A 20,861-nucleotide genomic window follows, 5' to 3' on the forward strand; every position below is an offset into this window, starting at 1 on the left:
TTCGTCAGGACATTCGGACGTCATGTCACGTAGGGAGCGAGGGGCGCCTCAGGGGTTGGGCGTCTTCACGACCTCCGGCAGCTCCTCCACATCGACCCCGCGGACCTGCGCGAGCTCGTGCTTGAGGGCGGCCAGTTCGGCGCCACCGGCCATGTGGTTGGTCAGCTCCTCGAGGCTGACGTCCTCGCGGGCGGCGTTCAGCTCCATTGCGCCCAGTCGGAGCACCGAGAAGTGGTCGCCGACCATATAGGCGTGGTGCGGGTTGTGGGTGATGAAGATGACGCCGAGGCCGCGCTCCCGCGCCGCCGCGATGTACTTCAGCACCACACCGGACTGCTTGACGCCGAGCGCCGCGGTGGGCTCGTCCAGGATCAGCACCCGGGCGCCGAAGTGGACGGCCCGTGCGATGGCCACGGACTGCCGCTGGCCGCCGGAGAGGGTGCCGATGGGCTGTTCCAGGTTGTCGAGGTGGATGCCCATGGCGGACAGCTCCTCGCCGGTGGTCCGCTTCATCCGCTCGATGTCGAGGCGGCGGAACGGCCAGGGGCCCTTGGTCAGCTCCGAGCCGAGGAAGAAGTTCCGCCACACCGGCATCAGCGGCACCGTGGCCAGGTCCTGGTAGACGGTGGCGATGCCGAGGTCCAGGGCCTCACGGGGGTTGTTCAGCCGCACCGGCTTGCCGTCGACGAGGTACTGGCCCTCGTCGTGCTGGTGCAGTCCGGACACGATCTTGATCAGGGTGGACTTCCCGGCGCCGTTGTCGCCCAGGACGCAGGTCACCTTGCCCGGCCGGACGTCGAGGTCGATGCCCTCCAGGGCGCGCACGGTGCCGTAGAGCTTGCCGATGCCCTTGAGCCGGACGACCGGTTCGTCGGTCCCGCCGGTCTTCGTGATGTCCTTCGATGCCACGGTGATCACCTCCTGGCGGCCTGACGGCGCACCCACAGATTGACGAGCGTCGCGAGCAGCAGCATCACGCCCACGAAGAACTTGAACCAGTCCGGGTTCCAGTTGGCGTAGACGATGCCCTGGTTGACCATGCCGAAGATGAAGGCGCCCAGGACCGCGCCGATCGCCGAGCCGTAGCCGCCGGTGAGCAGACAGCCGCCGATCACCGCCGCGATGATGTAGTAGAACTCGTTGCCGACACCCTCGCCCGCCTGCACGGTGTTGTACTCGAAGAGCAGATGCATACCGACGAACCAGGCGGCGAAGCCGACGGTCATAAACAGGGCGATCTTGGTGAGGTTCACCGGTACGCCGACGGCGCGGGCGCTCTCCTTCGAACCGCCCGCCGCGAAGATCCAGTTGCCGAACTTGGTGCGCAGCAGCACCCAGGTGGCGATGGCCGCGAAGACGAGCCACCACACCACGGTCACCTTCACATCGACACCGAAGACGGAGAGCTCGGAGGCGAAGAGCGACTTGGCCTGGTCGAAGCCGTCCATGTCGTTGATGGTGTCGGTGGCGACATTGCCGGTCAGCAGCTTGGTGACGGCCAGGTTGGCGCCCTGGAGCATCAGGAAGCTGGCGAGGGTGACCAGGAAGCTGGGCAGTCCGGTCCGGATCAGCAGCAGTCCGTTGATCATGCCGACGCCGAGCGAGACCAGCAGGGCGACGATCACGCCCACCCAGACATTGGCGGTCAGCTGGAAACTGAGCATGGACGCGGCCAGCGCCGAGGAGGTGACGGCGACACCGGCGGACAGGTCGAACTCGCCGCCGATCATCAGCAGCGAGACGGCCAGCGCCATGATGCCCATGGTGGACGCCTGGTAGAGGACGGTGGCGAAGGAGTCGGCCTGCCGGAAGGTCGGGGCGACGGCGAAGAAGAAGACATAGACGCCGATGGCCGCGACCAGCGCGCCGATCTCCGGCCGGGCCAGCACCCGGCGGGCCAGCGAGCGTTCGCCGGTGCGGCGGCTCTTCGGCTCCGGTGCGGGGGAGGCCGGCGGCGTGGCCGCCGCCGGAGTGACGGTATGGGTCATCGCTCGATCACCGCGTCCCCTTCTGTGCGAACTTCGCGATGGTGTCCACGTTGTCCTTGCTGACGAAGGCCGGACCGGTCAGCACCGGTTCCTCGCCGCCGCCGCTGAAGTTGCCGTTGTACCGGTAGAGCCACATGGAGTCGATGGCCAGATAGCCCTGGAGATAGGGCTGCTGGTCGACGGCGAACTGCACGTCCCCGCTCTTCACGGCGGCGACGAGGTCCTTGTTGAGGTCGAAGGTGGCGACCTTGGCCTTGCCGCCCGCGTCCTTGGCGGACTGCACGGCGGTCAGCGCGAACGGGGCCCCCAGGGTGACCACATGGTCGATGCTGGAGTCCTGCTTGAGCTTGGCGGCGATGGTGGACTTCACCGACGGCATATCGGTGCCGTTGACATAGAGGATGTCCGTCTTGCCCTTGAAGGTCTTCTTCACACCCGCGCACCGGGCCTCCAGGGCGACATGGCCCTGTTCCTGGATCACACAGATGTTGTGCTTCGCGCCTTCCTCGTTCAGCCGCTTGCCGAACGCCTCACCGGCGATGGACTCGTCCTGCCCGAAGTACTCCAGCAGGCCCATGTCCTTCCACTGCTCCAGCCCGGCGTTGAAGGCGACGACCGGGATCCCGGCCTTCTTCGCCTTGGCTATCGCGCCCTTCATGGCGTCCGGCTTGGCCAGTGTGATCGCGATCCCGTCGACCTTCTGGTCGATGGCGTTCTGGATCAGGCTGGCCTGGTCGGCGCCGCTGGGGTTACTGGAGTAGACGAGTTCGATGTTGTCCTTGGCCGCCGCGGCCTTGGCGCCCTTGCGGACGGTGTCCCAGAAGGTGTCGCCCGGTGCCGCGTGAGTGATCATCGCGATCTTCAGCCGGGGGGTGTTCGCCTTTCCGGCGACGATGTCGTCGCCGGATTCCTGCGCCTTCTTGCCGCCTTCACTGCTGCATCCCGCCACGACGAGGACGGTTGCGGTGGCGAGTGCGGCCAGTCCCGCTCCGCGGCGTCGGTTGATTCTGAGGTCCATCTGATCCAGCACCTCTCAAGCCAGGTCCGTTGTTCACACGGCCGTTGCAGAACGGGAGCCAACTCCTCCCGGCCATCGGCTGTCAAGGGTTTGTCATGACAATATTTCATCTGGACGTAACGACGCGATAACGTGGCTGGAGGTCGCCTCAAGCTCACGTCCGAATGTAATGACAAATTCTTGACAGGGGGCCTGGAGCACGTCTAGACCTGAAAGGGCCGGGCGTCGTCCGGTGTTCCTGGACCACACCCTGAGCTGCGTCTTTCCCGAAGGGGCACGCATGAGTGAGCCGTACGACCTGATCACGATGGGCCGGATCGGAGTGGATCTCTATCCGCTCCAGACCGGTGTCCCTCTGCCGCAGGTCGAGTCGTTCGGAAAGTTCCTCGGCGGCTCGGCGACCAACGTCGCGGTCTCCGCCGCCCGCTTCGGCCGCCGAGCCGCGGTCATCAGCCGCACCGGGGCGGACCCCTTCGGTGACTACATCCACCAGGAGCTGCGGGCGTTCGGGGTGGACGACCGCTTCGTCACCCCGGTCGAGGAGTATCCGACCCCGATCACCTTCTGCGAGATCTTCCCGCCGGACGACTTCCCGCTGTACTTCTACCGCCGCCCCAAGGCGCCCGATCTGGAGATCCACCCCGAGGAACTGGACCTCGACGCCGTCCGCGCGGCCCGCATCTTCTGGATGACCGGCACCGGTCTGAGCGAGGAGCCCAGCCGCACCAGCACCCTCGCCGCCCTGGCCACCCGCGCCAAGAACGGCACCACCGTCTTCGACCTCGACTGGCGGCCCATGTTCTGGCGCGACCCCGGCACCGCCCGCCCCTTCTACGCCGCGGCGCTGCGCCACGCCACCGTCGCCGTCGGCAACGTGGACGAGTGCGAGATCGCCACCGGGGTCCGCGAACCCTCCGCCTGCGCCGAGGCCCTGCTGGCGGCGGGCGTGGAACTGGCCGTCGTCAAACAGGGACCCAAGGGCGTCCTCGCCGTGCACCGCGACGGCACCACCGCCGAGGTCCCGCCGGTCCCGGTGGAGGTGGTCAACGGACTCGGCGCGGGCGACGCGTTCGGCGGTGCCCTGTGCCACGGCCTGCTCTCCGGCTGGGACCTGGAACGGATCATGCGGTACGCCAACGTGGCGGGCGCCATCGTCGCGTCCCGGCTCGCCTGCTCGTCCGCGATGCCCACGGCGGCCGAGGTCGAGGCCCTGCTCACCGGGGACTGACGGATGGGTGCCCTGGAGTCTCGCGGTGCCCCAGCAGGGCGCCTTGGAGCTCCGGTTCTGTGGTCCACCGGCGAGAGAGCCGAAGGGGCGCGCCGCTGTCGAAAGGGAGCGCGCGGAGACCCCGAGGAACGAGGGGCCGGGCACGGTCGACCGTCGACAACGGCTCCAGCGCCCCGGAGGCGAACCGAGCCTCTCAAAAAGAAGGGAACACCCCTTGAGCATCAGCATCTCCGACCTCGTCACGGTGCGCAGCCGCCACCCGGAGGCCATCGCCGAGGCGGCCGCCCGCCGGGTCCGCCGCCCCCTGATCGGTGACAGCGGCCGGCTGATGATCGTGGCCGCCGACCATCCGGCGCGCGGCGCACTCGCCGTCGGAGACCACAAGCTGGCCATGGCCAACCGAGCCGATCTGCTGGAGCGGCTGTGCACGGCGCTGTCCCGCCCCGGTGTCGACGGGGTGCTCGCCACCGCCGACATCCTGGAGGACCTGCTGCTGCTCGGTGCTCTCGAGGGCAAGGTCGTGATGGGTTCGATGAACCGCGGCGGGCTGGCCGGGGCCACCTTCGAGCTGGACGACCGGTTCACCGGTCACCGCCCCCAGGACATCGCCCGGCTCCGCTTCGACGCGGGGAAGCTGCTGCTGCGCATCGACTACTCCGACGCGGGCTCGCTGACCACCATGGTCACCACCGCCCGCGCCATCGACGAGATGGCCGAGCACCGGTTGCCGGTCTTCGTCGAGCCGTTCATATCCCGGCGGACGGACGGCCGGGTCCGCAACGACCTGGGCGCCGAGGCCGTCACCAGGTCCATCGCCATCGCGTCCGGACTCGCCGGGACCTCCGCCTACACCTGGCTGAAGGTGCCGGTCACCGACGACCCGGACGAGATGGCCGCCGTCATGGAGACCAGCACCCTTCCGGCGGTACTGCTCGGCGGCGAGGTGGGAAGGGACCAGGAAGGGGCGTACGAGCGATGGCGCAAAGCCCTGCGGCTGCCGACCGTCCAGGGGCTGGTCGTCGGCCGCTCGTTGCTCTATCCGGCGGAGGGCAGCGTCGAGACCGCTGTGGACACCGCCGTCGGACTGCTCTGAACGCCCGCACCGCCCCGAACGCCCCGGACGCCCCTCACCGCTCCGAACGCCGCGCGCCACGGGCCCCGTCCCTGGAGGAAAGGCAGAAACTGACGTCATGACCAGCACCGATCCTTCGACCGGTTTCCATGTGCAGGCCGGTAAGGCGGCCGACGGCCCCTACCTGGTGGACATCGGCCCCGAGCGGGCCGGATGGGGATACTCCGCGCTGCGGGTGCTCGATCTGCCGCCCGGCGGTTCGCACTCCCTGGCCACCGGTGACAGCGAGTGGATCGTGCTGCCGCTGAGCGGCGGCTGCACGGTGGTCACCGAGGGCGAGGTCTTCGAACTCCACGGCCGGGACAGCGTGTTCAGCGGGGTGACCGACTTCGTCTATCTGCCGCGCGACGCGCACGCCCGGATCGCCAGCGGCGCGGGCGGCCGGTTCGCGCTCACCGGCGCCCGCTGCGAGCGGCGGCTGCCCGCGCGCTACGGCCCCGCCTCCGGTGTCCCGGTCGAGCTGCGCGGCACCGGGAACTGCTCGCGCCAGGTCAACAACTTCGCCGCGGCGGCCCCCGCCGGAGGCGGAGAATCCGGTGGCGGTTTCGCATGCGACAAGCTGATCGCCGTCGAGGTGCTCACCCCCGGCGGCAACTGGTCCTCGTACCCGCCGCACAAGCACGACGAGTGCCGCCCCGGTGAGGAGAGCGAGCTCGAGGAGATCTACTACTTCGAGATCGCCGAGGCCCACGGCAGCGAGGGCATCGGCTACCAGCGGGTCTCGCCCTCCGGCCGCGGCCGTGGCACCGATGTGCTCGCCGAGGTCCGCTCCGGGGACGCCGTCCTGATCCCGGACGGCTGGCACGGCCCGTCCATCGCCGCTCCCGGCCACACCATGTACTACCTCAATGTCATGGCGGGCCCGGGGGAGGAGCGCGCCTGGCTGATCCGCGACCACCCCGACCACGCCTGGATCCGCTCCACCTGGCCGGACCAGCCCGTCGACCCCCGACTCCCGCTCTACGAAGCCCCCGATGGAGGCCCCCGATGAACGCCTCGGCAGTGCGCCGCCTGACCGTCGCCCAGGCCCTGGTGGAGTTCCTGGCCCACCAGTACACCGAGCGGGACGGCCGGCGGCACCGCCTGATCAACGCCACCTGGGGCATCTTCGGCCACGGCAATGTGGCCGGGATCGGGCAGGCGCTCCTGGAGTCCGGTCCGGAGGCCATGCCGTACCTCCAGGGCCGCAATGAACAGGCCATGGTGCACGCGGCGGTGGGCTTCGCCCGGCAGTCCAACCGGCTCGCCGCCCAGGCCGTCACCACCTCCATCGGTCCCGGCGCCACCAACCTGGTCACCGGCGCGGCGCTGGCCACCGTCAACCGGCTGCCGGTGCTGCTGCTGCCGGGCGACACCTTCGCCGGCCGCCCCGCCGACCCGGTGCTCCAGCAGCTCGAAGTCCCCTCCGCGGGCGATGTGTCGGTCAACGACTGTCTGCGCCCGGTCTCCCGCTACTTCGACCGGGTGGTACGCCCCGAGGCGCTGATCCCGGCCGCCCTGGCGGCCATGCGGGTGCTCACCGACCCGGTCGAGACCGGCGCGGTCACCCTCGCGCTGCCGCAGGACGTGCAGGCCGAAGCGTTCGACTGGCCCGAGGAGTTCTTCGCCGACCGGGTCTGGCACGTACGCCGCCCCGCCGCGGATCCGGCCGAACTCGCCGTCGCCGCCGAGGCGGTCCGGTCCGCCCGCAGGCCCCTGATCGTCGCGGGCGGCGGGGTCCACCACAGCGAGGCCGAGGACGCCCTGCGCGCCCTGGTGGACGCCACCGGTGTGCCGGTCGCCTCCACCCAGGCGGGCAAGGGCTCGCTGCGCCATGACCACCCGGCCGACATCGGCGGTATCGGGCACACCGGCACCGCGGTCGCGGACGACCTCGCCCGCACCGCCGACCTGGTCATCGGCGTCGGCACCCGCTACAGCGACTTCACCACCGCCTCCGCGACCCTCTTCGCCGACCCCGCGGTGCGCTTCGTCAACCTCAACATCGCCTCGTTCGACGCCCACAAGCTGAGCGCCGCCACGCTGGTGGCCGACGCCCGCGCCGGTCTGGAGGCGCTCACCGGCGCGCTGTCCGGCCACCGGGTCGACGAGACCTACGAGGCGGAGTACCGCACCGGCAAGACCGCCTGGGAACGCCGGGTGGACGCCGCGTTCGCGGCCGGTGACGACGCGGCGCGCCCTTCGCAGACCCAGGTGCTGGGCGCGCTGGACGCGGTCGTCGGCGACGAGGACGTGGTGGTCAACGCGGCCGGATCGCTCCCCGGCGACCTCCACAAGCTGTGGCGCGCCCGCTCGCCCCGCCAGTACCACCTGGAGTACGGCTACTCCTGCATGGGCTACGAGATCCCCGGCGCGATCGGGGTGCGGCTGGCCGCCCCCGACCGCCCGGTGTGGGCGCTGGTGGGCGACGGTACGTATCTGATGATGCCGACCGAGATCGTCACCGCGGTCCAGGAGGGCATCAACATCAACGTCGTACTGCTCCAGAACCACGGATACGCCTCCATCGGCGCCCTCTCGGAGGGGATCGGCGCGGAGCGGTTCGGCACCGCCTACCGCTTCCGGGCGGCCGACGGCACCTACACCGGCGATCCGCTGCCGGTGGACCTGGCCGCCAACGCCGCCTCGCTCGGCATGGACGTGCTGCGCGCCGGGAGCGTGGGGGAGCTGCGCGAGGCGCTGGCCGCGGCCCGTGCCTCGGACCGTCCCACATGTGTCTATGTGGAGACCGAAACAGCCGACACAGTGTCCGGCCCGCCCGAGGCGCAGGCGTGGTGGGATGTGCCCGTCGCCGAGACCGCGACCCGTCCGGCCGCCGTGAAGGCCCGTGAGGACTACGACCGGCAGGCCGCCGCCCGCCGCCGCCACCTCTGACGTTTTTCGAGAGAAAGGCCCACCCATGAAGACCGTCAACCACTGGATCGGCGGCAAGGCCGTCGAGGGCGCGACCGGTCGCTTCGGTCCGGTCTACAACCCCGCCACCGGCGCCCAGGACACTCAGGTCGCCCTGGCCTCCGTGGACGAGGTCGACGCGGCGGTGGCCGCGGCGAAGGAGGCGTTCCGCTCCTGGGGCGAGGTGTCCCTGGCCAAGCGGACCGCGATCCTGTTCACGTTCCGGGAGCTGGTCGTCGCCCACCGCGACGAGATCGCCGAGCTGATCACCGCTGAGCACGGCAAGGTGCACTCCGACGCGCTGGGCGAGGTGGCCCGCGGTCTGGAGATCGTCGAGCTGGCCTGTTCGATCGCCGAGAAGCTCAAGGGCGAGCTGTCCACCCAGGTCTCCACCGGGGTCGACGTCTCCTCGATCCGCCAGCCGCTCGGTGTGGTCGCGGGCATCACCCCGTTCAACTTCCCGGCCATGGTGCCGATGTGGATGTTCCCGGTGGCCATCGCCTGCGGCAACACCTTCGTCCTCAAGCCCAGCGAGAAGGACCCCTCGGCCGCCGTACGGCTGGCCGAGCTGGCCGCCGAGGCCGGGGTGCCGGAGGGTGTGCTCAATGTCGTCCACGGCGACAAGGTGGCCGTCGACCGGCTGCTGGAGCACCCGGACATCGCCGCGGTCAGCTTCGTGGGCTCCACCCCGATCGCCCAGTACATCCAGTCCAAGGCCGTTGAGCACGGCAAGCGGGTGCAGGCGCTCGGCGGTGCCAAGAACCACATGCTGGTGCTGCCCGACGCCGACCTGGACTTCGCCGCGGACAACGCCATCAACGCCGCCTACGGTTCGGCCGGTGAGCGCTGTATGGCGGTCTCGGTGGTCGTGGCGGTCGGGGACACCGGCGACGAACTGGTGAAGAAGATCGCCGACCGTGCCGCCAAGCTGCGCATCGGCCCCGGTAACGACCCGGCCTCCGAGATGGGCCCGCTCATCACCAAGGAGCACCGCGACAAGGTCGCCTCCTATGTGCGCGGGGCCGCGGCCCAGGGCGCCGAGGTGGTCGTGGACGGCACCGGTTACACGGTGGAGGGACACCCTGAATGCGCTGCCGGCTTCTTCATCGGCGTCTCGCTGCTGGACAAGGTGCCCACCACGGCCGACGCCTACCGCGACGAGATCTTCGGCCCGGTGCTGTGCGTGGTCCGCGCCGAGACCTACGACGAGGCCATCGAGCTGATCAACAGCTCCCGGTGGGGCAACGGCACCGCGATCTTCACCCGGGACGGCGGCGCCGCCCGTCGCTTCCAGCTCGAGGTGGAGGCGGGCATGGTCGGCGTCAATGTGCCGATCCCGGTGCCGGTGGGCTACCACTCCTTCGGCGGCTGGAAGGACTCGCTCTTCGGCGACCACCACATCTACGGCAACGACGGGGTGCACTTCTACACCCGCGGCAAGGTGGTCACCACCCGCTGGCCCGACCCCAGCGACGGCGGTATCAACCTGGGCTTCCCCAGCAACCACTGAGGCGTATGTGACTCCTGATTCGCACGTCTGAGTGGTTTGGCTTCCCCCTGCCGGATCCTGTCCGGCAGGGGGTTTCGCGTTCGTGGAGGAGCGGGAATCCAGGCCCCGGAAGCACAGGCAGACGGGGGAACGGGGAAGGCATGCCCGGGGTCATGGCTGGGTTCATGGAGGGGGAAGGGGCCGAGGAGTTCATCGAGGCGTTCAAGGACGCCGTGGTGCCCCGGGACCGGAAGGCCAAGGCGCGGGATCTGCTGCCACCCGTGCTGCTGCTGACCGAGGGCGAGCGGGCGGCGGCCCACGCCCACCGGACGATGCGGGGGCTGCGCCGGATCCTCTCTCCCGACGGCGCCAAGCGCGTGCCGTACGCGGCGCTGGACGCCGAGGGGATCCGCGAGGCCGCGGGGCGCCCGCTGACCCTGGACCTCGGCAAGGAGCTGTGCGTCGATGTGCCCCGCCGCACCGGCGGCCTGCGGCTCACGGACTTCTGGCTGATGCGGGACATCGTCGAGCGGGCGCTGGACCCGGAAGCCCCCGAGCCGGACGGCAGCGCGCTGCGCGACCACTGCTACGCACAGCGCCTCGAACGAGGGCCGCTGCTGCGGGCGTTATGGACGCTCGGCGGTGAGACCGGCGAGCCCGGCACCGCGGGGCCGGGCTGGTTCGCGGAGCTGCGCCGGCTGCTGGCGCGTCCCCTGTTCCAGCTGCTGCCGCGCTGGTGGTGGGGGCGGCGCCGGACCCGTCGGCTGCTGCGCTCCCCCCGGCACGGCTGGTACGCCGACTGGCGGCGGATCAGACACGGCCGGACCGCCGAGGAGTTCTTCGAGAACGCGGCCCGGCTGCTGCGCGCCGAGCGCGGCCGGGACCGGGAGGCGGTGACCGGCCGGTTCGAGGAGCTGCTGCTGCACGCGCTGCTGGCGGATCTGCGGCACGCCGCGCGGCCGGGCCGGATCTCGCCGTGGCGCCGTAGGCGGCGGACCCGGTGCGTCCTGCTGCTGGAGCTGCCGGGGGACGGCGCCGGTGCGGCGGCCGGGCAGCGCTTCCTGGAGCGGTACGGGGCCGCCGCCCGGGACACCCGGTGCGCCGCGGTCGTGGTGGTGGCCGTGGGCCGGGCGGGCGGGGCCGCCGAGGAGGAGCGCGGAGGGCTGGGCCGGGTCGCCGCCCGGCTGCGCGGCGCGAGCGGGATGCCGTCGCGTGCGCCGCGGCCGCTGCGGGCCGTGCTGCCCGAGCCCGTACCGGAGCCGGAGGGGCTGGACCTCGACCCGGTCGCGCCGCACACCTTCCGGTTCGGCCCGGTCACCGAACTGACCCTCCTCGGGACCCTGGTGGCGGCCCTGTTGAGCGTTCCGGGCGCCTGGCTGGTCGACCGGGCCACGGACGAGCCGGACCGGCGCTGTCTGGGCGGGGCGTCCAGCGAGGTCGTCGCCGGCCGGCCCGAGCTGAGCACGGACCCGCCCCGGAAGCAGTACGAGGACGCCCTGCGGCTGATCCGCAAGGAGAACGCGCGGGTGGACCGCGAGGTCAGGGCGCACGGCGGCACCGCCCGCACGGTGGTGCACATCGGTTCGGACGTGGCCGCCGACCAGGGCGGGCAGCGCTACAACGCGGCCGTGCCCGAGCTGCGCGGTATGGCGCTGGCCCAGCGCGCGCTGAACAACGAGGCGGGCAACGACTCCCAGAAGGTGTGGCTGCGTGTCGACAGCCGTAACGCGGGCGACGAATTCGCGGACGCGCCGCGGGTGGCCCGTCAGGTCGCCGAGGACGCCCATCACAAGGGCTCCGGCATCATCGGCGCCGTGGGCTTCTCCAAGAGCCTGAAGCAGACCCAGGAGGCCGTGCGCGTCCTGGGCGGGGCGCAGATCCCCGTCGTGGGCACCACGGCCACGGCGGATCTGATGCGGGTGGACGGGTACTACCGCCGGGTGGCGCCCACCAACAGCCGCGAGACCGCGATCGAGGCCGACTTCGCCCGCCGCGGCAACATCATCGACGACGGCACCGGGGCGTGTTCCCCGGCCCGTGCCGCCGTGGTCGTCAAGGACCCCCGGGATCTGTACAGCGATGAGCTGGGGACGCTGTTCGCCGAGCGGTTCGGCGCCCGGCCGTACACCCTGGAGTACACCCCCGGCGGCCGGGCCGGCGGTCTCGCCCAGGAGCCGGGGGACGACCGTGTCGTCCGCAAGGACAGCATCGGCGATCTGGCCGACGCGGTGTGCGAGCACATCACCGACAACCCCCGCACGGTCGTCTACTGGGCCTCCCGCGCCCTCCAGTTCAGCGCGTTCCTCGACGACTTCGGGGACAACACCGCGTGCGAGGGCAGAAGGCTGACGGTGCTCGGCGGCAATGACCTCACCACCGCCGCCCTCGCCGGTGAGTACGCGGACCTGCCCTGGCTGCGGCTCTACCACACGGTCCATGTGCTGCCCGCGGGCCATCCCCGGCTCAGCGATGTCGCCAAGAAGTTCAACGCCGACTACGCCAGGCGCTTCGGCCCCCATGACCTGTGGCGCGACGACGGACGGGCCGCCCTGGCCCATGACGCGATGCAGTTGATGGCCGAGGCGGCCAACCGGGCCTACCGCAGCACCGGGGACGTGGAGCGCTCCAATGTGCAGATCGGCCTCGACAACGGCATCCGGAAACAGGGAGCCGGTGGCTATCTGGACATCGGGCGGCACCGCTCGGTGCCCCGGGACAAACCGGTGGTGATCCTGCATCACACCGACCAGGGCTCGGAGCCCGTCCTGTACTGCGGAGCCTTCACCCAGAACCCGGCGGGGCGGATCACCCGCTGGGGGCCGCACGGGGAGTTCTCCTGTCCGAGGGACAGCTGATGCAACCATCGGAAGGGTTGGCAGGTCTTCTTGAATGTTCGCCCGAATAATGGGCGCACGACCTACTCAGGGGGATTCATCATGCTTCGTCTGCTTCGTTCCTCGGTGGTGACCGCCGGCTGCACGGCCGCGCTCGGTCTCGGACTCGTTCTCGCCGCGGGCGCGCCCGCCTCCGCGCACACACCCAGAACGGACCCCAACGGCCGCTACACCGCCGAGGAGATCCACCACTTCCTGGAGGGCTTCTACGGCAACCACGGCCCGCGCCCCTGGGAGCGGGAGCACCTGGTCTCCGACCAGCTGAAGGAGAAGGCCGACCAGAACCCCGGTTACGACGTACTGCTGTGCGCGCAGAACACCCCGAAGCGCATCGACGTCGGCGAGGTGACGACGGCGCAGTCCGCGCGGGTCGGCTGGGCGACGGTCACCACCCACTGGCGGGGCCGCCCCGCCACCACGTCGTCGTTCACCGCCTATGTCGACCTCGACGGCAGCCGCCCGATGCGGCTGCTCGACGTGGACTGCGGTACGCCCGGGGGCTGACCGGGCCCGGCCGGGCGAACCGGCGGGCCCCGGCGGGTTCGGTTCCGCCGGACCCGGGCCGTAGTCTCACCGTATGACCTGGTCACGCGCGCTGAAGGAGACCGCGCGCGACGGGCTGTCCATCGAGCGCGCCCGGCTGGAGCCGCTGGTCGCGCTGCGCGGTGCGTGCGGGGTGGCGATCGTCGTCGGGCTGACCCTGTGGCTGGGGTCGCCGACGCTCGCGGTCTCCTCGGCGTTCGGCGCGTTCTCCGCCGGGATCGCCACCTTCCAGCGCAGCTGGCGCCCGCGCCCCGCACTGGCCCTGGCCGCCGCGGGCGGTCTCGCGGTGAGCACCTTCCTGGGTTATCTGGCCGCCGCTCACACCGCCACCTTCGTTGTCATGCTCGCCGTCTGGACGCTGCTGACGGGGATGGCGTGGGCGGTCGGCCCGGTCTCCGGACTGGTCGCGACCCAGATGGTCGCCGTGATGCTGGTGACCGTCACCCTGCCCACCTCGCTGCTGGGCGCCCTGGAGCACGCCGCGCTGATCGGCCTCGGCGGGGTCGTCCAGGCCGCGCTGATCGTGCTGTTCCCGGTGCGGCCGTGGGGCGTCCAGCGGGACGCGCTGGCCGACGCGCTCGCCGCCGTCGCCGACTACGCCCGGCGGCTGCGCCACGACCCGGTGGCGCCCTTCGACCCCACCCCGCTGATGGACGCCCGCAGCGCCGCGGAGCTGACGCCCCGCCAGGCCCGGCGGCGGCCGCGCCAGCTGCGCGGCTACCGGCTGCTGGCCGAGCGGATCCGGCCGGTGCTGGCCTCGCTCGCCGATCCGGTGGTCGGCGCCGCGGCCGAGGGCCCCGAACGCGACCGCGCGCGTGAACTGCTCGGCGCCACCGCCACCGTGCTGGACGCCGTGGCCCACGCCATCCGCAAGGGCGTAGCGGTGCGGCTGCCGCCGGAGGCCATGGCGGTGCTGGAGGTGCCCCCGACCGGTCCGAAGCTGGACGGCGCCGCCCGCCGCGCCGCACTGCGGCTCATGGCGCTGGTGAACGACGTGGTGGAGTCCTCGGACGAACCGGTCCGGACGGTGAGCGCCGCGGGCGGCCGGGACCGCCGCTATCTGCCGCGCCCCACACCCGTCGGCACGGTGCGGGTGGTCTGGCACGCCCTGCGCCGGGAGACCCGCTGGTCCTCGCCCGTCTCCCGGCACGCGGTACGGGTCTCCGTGGTCGCCGCGGGCGGCTATCTGCTGAGCAGCGCACTACCTTGGGGCCATGGCTACTGGGCGCCGCTGACCTCGGTGATGGTGCTGCGGCCGGACTTCGGCCAGACCTTCTCCCGCGGGGTCGCCCGCTTCACCGGAACGCTGGTGGGGGTGCTGGTCGCCGGGGTGGTGGTGGCGCTGGCCGACCCCGCCCCCTGGGTGAGCGCGCTGCTGGCGGTGGGCTCCGTCGGCTCGCTGTATCTGCTGATGCGCACCGGTTTCATCGTGGCCTCCGCGTGTATCGGCGCCTACGTCGTCTTTCTGCTCGGCATCGCGGGCGCGGCCCTGGGGCAGACGGTGCAGGCGCGGGTGGCGCTGACGCTGCTGGGCGGGGTGCTGGCGATGGCCGCGTACGTGGTCTTCCCGGCCTGGGAGACACCGCTGCTGCGGGACCGGCTGGCGGAGTGGCTCACCGCCAACGGCCGTTACGCCACCGCCGTGTTCGACGCCCATGCCCGCCCCGCCGACCGCCGTCCCCGTCAGGTGCGCGAGGCGCTGCTGGACGCGCGGGCGGCGCGGGCCGCCTGGGAGCAGTTGGAGGCGCGGGCCCAGCGGGAGCCGGTGCGCCATCGCGGGCTGTCCCGGCGCGCGGCGCGGGAGGCGCAGACGGCGCTGTCCACCACCGGGCGGGTCACCATGCTGCTGGAGGCGCACCTTCCGGACCGTGCCGCGCCGGCGTCCGCGGAGGCCGGGGAGTTCGCCGCGGCGCTGCGCACGGTGGTGCCGGAGGCCGCCGCCGCGGTACGGGAGCGGCGGCCGCTGGACTGGGCACCGCTGCGGGAGGTGCTGGAGCGCTGGCAGCGGCGGGCCGGGGACCGGCCCGGGGTGGGGGTGCGCGGCGCCGAACTGCTGGTGGAGGCGCTGGAGGAGCTCGCGGAGGCGCTGGTGGTGGCCAAGCCGGGCGGCGGCTAGGCCGAAGCGCCGAACAGCCGCTCGAGGTGCAGATCGATCAGCCCCATGGCCTCCTCGGGGGTGTGCAGCTCCAGCAGGGTGTGTCCGGTGACCCCCTCGACCAGGGCCATCAGCAGGGACGCTTCGCGCTCGGGGTCCAGACCGGCGGCCACCTCGCCCCGTTCGACGCCCCGTTCCACCTGTCCGGCGAAGAAGGCGCGCAGCGCGCGGGCGCCCTCCCGGGCGTGGGCCCGCGGCGCCTCGTCGTGCAGGGCCCTGACGAAGTAGGCGATCTGCACCAGATTGCCGATCCGGCTGTTCTCGTCCAGCGGCAGGATCTCGGCGAGTGTTTCGCGCAGCACGGTGCGCGGGGTCGGCTCACCGGGCAGCGCCTCGATCCGGGCGCGGATCCGCCGCTCGGCGAGCTGTCCGATGTGCTCGAGCGCGAAGCCCAGCATCTCGTCCTTGCGGGTGAAGTAGTGCTGTAGCTGACCGAGCGAGATCCCCGCCTCGGCGGCGACATCGCGCAGGCTCGCGCCCTCCAGCCCACGTGCGGCCGCGATCCGCCACAGCGCCTCGGCGATCAGCTTCCGCCGCTCTTCGTGGTCCACCCGTCTGGGCACCCCGTGGTCCTTCCGGCTCGGACGGTTTTGGCAAGTCACTTGTATGGCTATAGTGGCACCCGTTCAATACAGCTGACTTGAAAAAGTTTACGGGGAACCGCGATGCCCGAACTCAAGGCCCCACGCCACCGAGTCGACCCACGAGCCCGCCGCTGGTGGACCGTACAGGCCCTGCTCGTCTTCAGCGGCCCGGCGCTGCTCACCGCACTGGCCCTGGCCGTCCTCTCGCTGCTCTTCTTCCCCGGCGCGCTGCCCTGGCTCGGCCCGCTGCTGCTGGCCGTCCTGGTACTGCCCGGCCTCGGCTATCTGTGGTTCATGCCGAAGTGGCGGTACGCGGTGCACGCCTGGGAGCTGGGGGAGCGCGCCGTCTACGCGTCGAGCGGCTGGTTCTGGCGCACCCGACGGATCGCCCCGCTCTCCCGCGTGCAGACCGTGGACACCGTACGCGGCCCGGTCCAGCGGGCGTTCGGGCTGGCCACCGTCACCGTCACCACCGCCTCCACCGCGGGCGACATCCGGATCGCGGGTCTGTCCGACGTTGACGCCGAGGAGCTCTCGCGCCGTATCGGCGAGGCCGCCCAGCTGGTGCCCGGTGATGCCGCGTGAACGGGACTCCCCCCGCCGCCCCGGATCCGGCCACGGCTCCCGGGTGGCGCTCGCTCGACCCGCGCACCGTCGCCGTCCATCTCAGCTGGATGGCCGCCCCGCTCGGCTCCCTCGGGCTCACCGCCCTGGCCACCCACGGACGGCTCGACGCCCGCGCCTGGATCACCCTCGGCTGTATCGCCGCGAGCTTCGCCGTGGTCACCACCGGCGGACTGCTGCGCTGGTGGCGCACCCGCTACCGGATCACCGCGGACGCCTTCGAACTGCGCACCGGTCTGTTCACCCGGCGGCTGCGCGCCATCCCGCTGCACCGCATCCGCAATGTCGATCTGACCGCCCACCCCGTCCAGCGGCTCTTCGGTCTCACCGTGCTGCGCGCCGGAACCACGGCCGACGGCGCCGCGGGCGGCAGCGCCCTCACCCTGGAAGCGCTCACCCGCCCCGCGGCCGAGCGGCTGCGCGCCGAACTGCTGGCCCGCGCCGGGGGTAGGGCCACCGCCGGGGATCCGGTGCTCTCCACGGTCGACCGGCGCTGGCTGCGCTACGCCCCGCTCACCTTCTGGATATTCGGCGGAGTCTTCGCGGTCCTCGGCACCGTCTGGCGCGTGCTCAGCGACATGGGCATCGAGCCCTGGCGGATCGGTGTGGTCCGCGACGCCTTCGAGGAGTTCGGCAACAGCGCGCTGTGGCTCACCGTGCCGCTCGCCCTGCTCGCCATCGCCGCCGTGGGCAGCCTCGGCGCGGTGGCGCTGTACGCCGAGAACTGGTGGAAGTACCGCCTGGAGTGGACCGACGCGGCCACCCTGCGGATCCGCCGCGGACTGCTCACCACCCGCTCGGTCTCGTTCGAACGCTCCCGGCTGCGCGGTGCGGTGCTCCGCGAGCCGCTGCTGCTGCGCATGGGCGGCGGAGCCACCGTGCGGGCGGTCGCGGGCGGCCTCGGCAGCCGCGAGGAGAACTGCAAGCGCAGCCAGGTGCTGCCGCCCGCGCCACGCGCCGAGGCGCTGCGGGTGGCCGCCGGAGTGGTCGCCCCCGGACCCGGCGGCGAGGCCGGATCCGGCGGCGAGGCGCGGGCGCTCTTCGACCGGCCCGCGCTGCGCCCCCACCCCGCCGCCGCCCACCGCCGCCGGATCGGCCGCGGGTTCATCTGGGTGGTCCTGCCCGGCGCCACCGCCCTCGCCGTGCTCGGCGCGCTGCTCACCCCGGTGCTGCTGTATTGCGCGCTCGGCTACGCCCTGCTGGTCACGCCCGTGGTGCTGGTGCTCGCCCGGGACGCCCACCGCTCCCTCGGCCACGGGGTGACCGGACGTCATCTGCTGATCCGCTCGGGCACCTTCAGCCGGGACACCGTCGCCCTGGAGCGCGACGCCGTGCTCGCCTGGAGCTTCACCGACAACCCGCTGTCCCGGCGGGCCGGTCTCACCACCGTGACGGCCGCCGTCGCCGCGGGCCACGACGGCTATCGCGCCCCGGACCTGGCCGCCGGGGACGCCGTGCCCTTCGCGGCCGCGGCCGCCCCCGGCATCCTCGACGAGTTCCTGGTGACGGCCGAGGACGGGACCGCGGACGGGACCGGGGACGGGAGGGCGGACGGGACCGGGGACGGGAGGGCGGACGGGACCGGGGACGGGAGGGCGGAAGCGCTCAGTCCGTCCGGCCGCCGCCCTTGAGGCTCGCCCGCAGGAACTCCCGGTTCATCCGCGAAATGGACTGGAGCGGTATCCCCTTGGGGCAGGCCACGGCGCATTCACCGGTGTTGGTGCAGCCGCCGAAGCCCTCCTCGTCCATCGTCTCCACCATGTCCAGCACCCGGGTCTCGCGCTCCGGCGCCCCCTGCGGCAGCGCGTTGAGATGGACCACCTTCGCCGAGGTGAAGAGCATCGCCGAGCCATTGGGGCAGGCCGCCACACAGGCGCCGCACCCGATGCACTCGGCGTGCTCGAAGGCGAGGTCCGCCACCGGCTTGGGTACCGCGGTGGCATGCGCGTCCGGGGCGCTGCCGGTCGGCGCGGAGATGAACCCGCCCGAGCCGATGATCCGGTCGAACGCCGACCGGTCCACCACCAGATCCTTCACCACGGGGAACGCGGCGGCGCGCCAGGGCTCCACATCGATGGTGTCGCCGTCCGCGAAGTGCCGCATGTGGAGCTGACAGGTGGTGGTCCGCTCGGGCCCGTGCGCCTGCCCGTTGATCACCATGCCGCAGGCGCCGCAGATGCCCTCACGGCAGTCGTGGTCGAAGGCGACCGGCTCGTCCCCGCCGAGGATCAGCTCCTCGTTGAGGGTGTCGAGCATCTCCAGGAAGGACATCTCCGGCGAGATGCCGTTGACCTCGTAGGTGGTCAGGGCGCCCGGCTCCTCGGGGCCGCGCTGCCGCCAGATCCGCAGGGTGAGCCTCATGAGTAGCTCCGTTGGGTGGGGTGGACGTAACTGAAGACCAGCTCTTCGCGGTGCAGCACGGGCGCGACGCCGGTGCCCGCGTACTCCCAGGCCGCCGCGTACGAGAATGTCTCGTCCCGCCGCGCCGCCTCGCCGTCGGCCGTCTGGCTCTCCTCACGGAAGTGGCCGCCGCAGGACTCCTCGCGGTGCAGCGCGTCCAGGCACATCAGCTCGGCCAGCTCCAGATAGTCGACGACGCGGTTGGCCTTCTCCAGCGACTGGTTCAGCTCCTCGCCGCTGCCCGGCACCTTGATCCGGCGCCAGAACTCCTCCCGCAGCGCGGGGATGCGGTCCAGCGCCTTGCGCAGTCCGCTCTCGGTGCGGGCCATCCCGCACTCGTCCCACAGCAGTTCGCCCAGCTCCCGGTGGAAGGAGTCGGGGGTGCGGTCGCCGTCGTTCGCCAGCAGCCGGCGCAGCCGGTCGGACACCTCCGCCACCGCACCGGTCACCGCCGGATGGGCCGGGTCGATCTCGGCGGTCTCGCCGTGGGGATGGCGGGCCAGATAGTCGTTGATGGTGGCGGGGAGCACGAAGTAGCCGTCGGCCAGCCCCTGCATCAGGGCCGAGGCACCGAGCCGGTTGGCGCCGTGGTCGGAGAAGTTGGCCTCGCCGATCGCGAACAGGCCGGGCACGGTGGTCCGGAGGTCGTAGTCGACCCACAGCCCGCCCATCGTGTAGTGGATCGCGGGATAGATCCGCATCGGCACCCGGTACGGATCCTCCGCGGTGATCCGCTGGTACATCTCGAAGAGATTGCCGTACTTCTCCGCCACCGCCGCGCGCCCCATCCGGGCGATGGCGTCGCCGAAGTCCAGATAGACGCCCTGGCCGCCGGGGCCGACCCCGCGCCCCTCGTCGCATACGTTCTTCGCGGCGCGGGAGGCGATGTCACGCGGCACCAGATTGCCGAACGCCGGATAGATCCGCTCCAGGTAGTAGTCGCGCTCGTGCTCCGGGATCTCCTCCGGCGGCCGGGTGTCGCCCTTCGCCTTCGGCACCCATATCCGGCCGTCGTTGCGCAGCGACTCGCTCATCAGCGTCAGCTTGGACTGGTGGTCACCGGAGCGCGGGATGCAGGTGGGATGGATCTGGGTGAAGCAGGGGTTGGCGAAGTACGCGCCGCGCCGGTGCGCCCGCCAGATCGCGGTGGCGTTGGAGTTCTTGGCGTTCGTCGACAGGTAGAAGACATTGCCGTAGCCGCCGGAGGCGAGCACCACGGCGTCGGCGAGATGGGTGGAGATCCGGCCGGTGATAAGATCCCGGGCCACGATGCCGCGCGCCCGCCCGTCGATCACGATCAGATCGAGCATCTCGGTGCGCGCGTGCATCTCCACCCGGCCCGCGGCGATCTGCCGGGACAGCGCCTGGTACGCGCCGAGCAGGAGCTGCTGTCCGGTCTGGCCGCGGGCGTAGAAGGTGCGGGAGACCTGGACCCCGCCGAACGAGCGGGTGTCCAGCAGCCCGCCGTACTCCCGCGCGAACGGCACGCCCTGGGCCACACACTGGTCGATGATCTCCACCGACACCTCGGCCAGCCGGTGCACATTGGACTCGCGGGCGCGGAAGTCGCCGCCCTTGACGGTGTCGTAGAACAGCCGGCGGATGGAGTCGCCGTCGTTGCGGTAGTTCTTGGCGGCGTTGATCCCGCCCTGGGCGGCGATCGAATGGGCCCGGCGCGGTGAGTCCTGGTAGCAGAACTGCACCACCTGGTAGCCCTGTTCGGCCAGGGTCGCCCCGGCCGCGCCGCCCGCGAGGCCGGTGCCCACGACGATGATCCGGTAGCCACGGCGGTTGGCCGGGTTGACCAGCTTCGCCTCGAAGCGGCGGCGGTTCCAGCGCTCCTCGATCGGGCCGTCCGGCGCGGTGGTGTCGGCGATCGGATCACCGGTCCGGTAGTCGGTGTACGCGCTCATC

At 71.8% G+C, this 20,861-nt stretch carries 16 protein-coding genes; 10 read left to right on the forward strand and 6 right to left on the reverse strand.

Annotation, left to right across the window (positions count from 1 at the left end; all coding sequences use genetic code 11):
- Nucleotides 1-48 precede the first annotated feature (48 nt).
- The 3 genes from HUT19_RS26650 to HUT19_RS26660 are packed head-to-tail and all read right to left on the reverse strand — an operon-like array spanning nt 49 to nt 3,006.
- Nucleotides 49-909 (reverse strand): ATP-binding cassette domain-containing protein, encoded by an 861-nt coding sequence (locus HUT19_RS26650; RefSeq protein WP_254885803.1) that lies wholly within the window; start codon nt 907-909, stop codon nt 49-51.
- A gap of 5 nt (nt 910-914) precedes the next feature.
- The gene (locus tag HUT19_RS26655; protein ID WP_176182886.1) at nt 915-1,988 is read right to left on the reverse strand and encodes an ABC transporter permease; all 1,074 of its coding nucleotides are present in this window, start codon (nt 1,986-1,988) and stop codon (nt 915-917) included.
- Nucleotides 1,989-1,995: 7 nt separating this feature from the next.
- On the reverse strand, nt 1,996-3,006 hold the full coding sequence (locus HUT19_RS26660; RefSeq protein WP_176182887.1) for a substrate-binding domain-containing protein: 1,011 nt from the start codon (nt 3,004-3,006) through the stop codon (nt 1,996-1,998).
- A gap of 280 nt (nt 3,007-3,286) precedes the next feature.
- Here HUT19_RS26660 and iolC point away from each other — a divergent pair, with 280 nt between their 5' ends.
- The 8 genes from iolC to HUT19_RS26700 all read left to right on the forward strand — a co-directional run bounded on the left by iolC (nt 3,287) and on the right by HUT19_RS26700 (nt 15,300).
- Nucleotides 3,287-4,234 (forward strand): 5-dehydro-2-deoxygluconokinase, encoded by a 948-nt coding sequence (gene iolC / locus HUT19_RS26665; protein ID WP_176182888.1) that lies wholly within the window; start codon nt 3,287-3,289, stop codon nt 4,232-4,234.
- Between the two features lie 214 nt (nt 4,235-4,448).
- Complete coding sequence (locus HUT19_RS26670) at nt 4,449-5,327, forward strand: deoxyribose-phosphate aldolase (protein WP_176182889.1); 879 nt, start codon at nt 4,449-4,451, stop codon at nt 5,325-5,327.
- A gap of 97 nt (nt 5,328-5,424) precedes the next feature.
- The gene (gene iolB / locus HUT19_RS26675; protein ID WP_176182890.1) at nt 5,425-6,357 is read left to right on the forward strand and encodes a 5-deoxy-glucuronate isomerase; all 933 of its coding nucleotides are present in this window, start codon (nt 5,425-5,427) and stop codon (nt 6,355-6,357) included.
- Nucleotides 6,354-8,240, forward strand: coding sequence for a 3D-(3,5/4)-trihydroxycyclohexane-1,2-dione acylhydrolase (decyclizing) (iolD, locus tag HUT19_RS26680; RefSeq protein ID WP_176182891.1), 1,887 nt, complete (start codon nt 6,354-6,356; stop codon nt 8,238-8,240). The genes iolB and iolD overlap by 4 nt, the downstream gene beginning before the upstream one ends.
- A gap of 25 nt (nt 8,241-8,265) precedes the next feature.
- Entirely contained in the window at nt 8,266-9,768 is a 1,503-nt protein-coding gene (locus HUT19_RS26685; RefSeq protein ID WP_176182892.1) for a CoA-acylating methylmalonate-semialdehyde dehydrogenase, read from the forward strand.
- A 152-nt stretch (nt 9,769-9,920) separates the two neighbouring features.
- The gene (locus tag HUT19_RS26690; RefSeq protein WP_176182893.1) at nt 9,921-12,602 is read left to right on the forward strand and encodes a hypothetical protein; all 2,682 of its coding nucleotides are present in this window, start codon (nt 9,921-9,923) and stop codon (nt 12,600-12,602) included.
- Nucleotides 12,603-12,683: 81 nt separating this feature from the next.
- A complete protein-coding gene (locus tag HUT19_RS26695) occupies nt 12,684-13,145 on the forward strand; it encodes a hypothetical protein (protein ID WP_176182894.1) in 462 nt (153 codons plus the stop codon).
- A gap of 73 nt (nt 13,146-13,218) precedes the next feature.
- Nucleotides 13,219-15,300 carry an FUSC family protein gene (locus tag HUT19_RS26700; RefSeq protein ID WP_176182895.1) on the forward strand — a complete coding sequence of 694 codons (2,082 nt, stop codon included), beginning with the start codon at nt 13,219-13,221 and terminating at the stop codon, nt 15,298-15,300.
- Here HUT19_RS26700 and HUT19_RS26705 read toward each other — a convergent pair.
- Nucleotides 15,297-15,902 carry a TetR/AcrR family transcriptional regulator gene (locus HUT19_RS26705; RefSeq protein ID WP_176182896.1) on the reverse strand — a complete coding sequence of 202 codons (606 nt, stop codon included), beginning with the start codon at nt 15,900-15,902 and terminating at the stop codon, nt 15,297-15,299. The genes HUT19_RS26700 and HUT19_RS26705 overlap by 4 nt on opposite strands.
- A gap of 102 nt (nt 15,903-16,004) precedes the next feature.
- Here HUT19_RS26705 and HUT19_RS26710 point away from each other — a divergent pair, with 102 nt between their 5' ends.
- Both HUT19_RS26710 and HUT19_RS26715 read left to right on the forward strand, forming a co-directional pair.
- Nucleotides 16,005-16,508: a PH domain-containing protein gene (locus tag HUT19_RS26710; RefSeq protein ID WP_176182897.1), complete on the forward strand. Its 504-nt coding sequence runs from the start codon at nt 16,005-16,007 to the stop codon at nt 16,506-16,508.
- The gene (locus tag HUT19_RS26715; RefSeq protein ID WP_254885804.1) at nt 16,505-18,178 is read left to right on the forward strand and encodes a PH domain-containing protein; all 1,674 of its coding nucleotides are present in this window, start codon (nt 16,505-16,507) and stop codon (nt 18,176-18,178) included. The genes HUT19_RS26710 and HUT19_RS26715 overlap by 4 nt, the downstream gene beginning before the upstream one ends.
- On the opposite strand, the gene HUT19_RS26720 is transcribed toward HUT19_RS26715, so the two are convergent.
- Entirely contained in the window at nt 18,153-18,908 is a 756-nt protein-coding gene (locus HUT19_RS26720; RefSeq protein WP_176182898.1) for a succinate dehydrogenase/fumarate reductase iron-sulfur subunit, read from the reverse strand. The two genes, HUT19_RS26715 and HUT19_RS26720, sit on opposite strands and share 26 nt — an antisense overlap.
- Nucleotides 18,905-20,860 carry a fumarate reductase/succinate dehydrogenase flavoprotein subunit gene (locus tag HUT19_RS26725; RefSeq protein ID WP_176182899.1) on the reverse strand — a complete coding sequence of 652 codons (1,956 nt, stop codon included), beginning with the start codon at nt 20,858-20,860 and terminating at the stop codon, nt 18,905-18,907. Before HUT19_RS26725 ends, HUT19_RS26720 begins: the two co-directional genes overlap by 4 nt.
- Between the last annotated feature and the right edge of the window lies 1 nt (nt 20,861).

The sequence above is a fragment of the Streptomyces sp. NA02950 genome (assembly GCF_013364155.1).
In the GTDB taxonomy this organism is placed as follows: domain Bacteria; phylum Actinomycetota; class Actinomycetes; order Streptomycetales; family Streptomycetaceae; genus Streptomyces.

Coding starts and splice junctions, on each gene's coding strand:
- HUT19_RS26655 (WP_176182886.1), bottom strand. CDS start 1,988: ATGACCCATACCGTCACTCCGGCGGCGGCCACGCCGCCGGCCTCCCCC.
- HUT19_RS26660 (WP_176182887.1), bottom strand. CDS start 3,006: ATGGACCTCAGAATCAACCGACGCCGCGGAGCGGGACTGGCCGCACTC.
- iolC (WP_176182888.1), top strand. CDS start 3,287: ATGAGTGAGCCGTACGACCTGATCACGATGGGCCGGATCGGAGTGGAT.
- iolB (WP_176182890.1), top strand. CDS start 5,425: ATGACCAGCACCGATCCTTCGACCGGTTTCCATGTGCAGGCCGGTAAG.
- iolD (WP_176182891.1), top strand. CDS start 6,354: ATGAACGCCTCGGCAGTGCGCCGCCTGACCGTCGCCCAGGCCCTGGTG.
- HUT19_RS26685 (WP_176182892.1), top strand. CDS start 8,266: ATGAAGACCGTCAACCACTGGATCGGCGGCAAGGCCGTCGAGGGCGCG.
- HUT19_RS26690 (WP_176182893.1), top strand. CDS start 9,921: ATGGCTGGGTTCATGGAGGGGGAAGGGGCCGAGGAGTTCATCGAGGCG.
- HUT19_RS26695 (WP_176182894.1), top strand. CDS start 12,684: ATGCTTCGTCTGCTTCGTTCCTCGGTGGTGACCGCCGGCTGCACGGCC.
- HUT19_RS26700 (WP_176182895.1), top strand. CDS start 13,219: ATGACCTGGTCACGCGCGCTGAAGGAGACCGCGCGCGACGGGCTGTCC.
- HUT19_RS26710 (WP_176182897.1), top strand. CDS start 16,005: ATGCCCGAACTCAAGGCCCCACGCCACCGAGTCGACCCACGAGCCCGC.
- HUT19_RS26720 (WP_176182898.1), bottom strand. CDS start 18,908: ATGAGGCTCACCCTGCGGATCTGGCGGCAGCGCGGCCCCGAGGAGCCG.
- HUT19_RS26725 (WP_176182899.1), bottom strand. CDS start 20,860: ATGAGCGCGTACACCGACTACCGGACCGGTGATCCGATCGCCGACACC.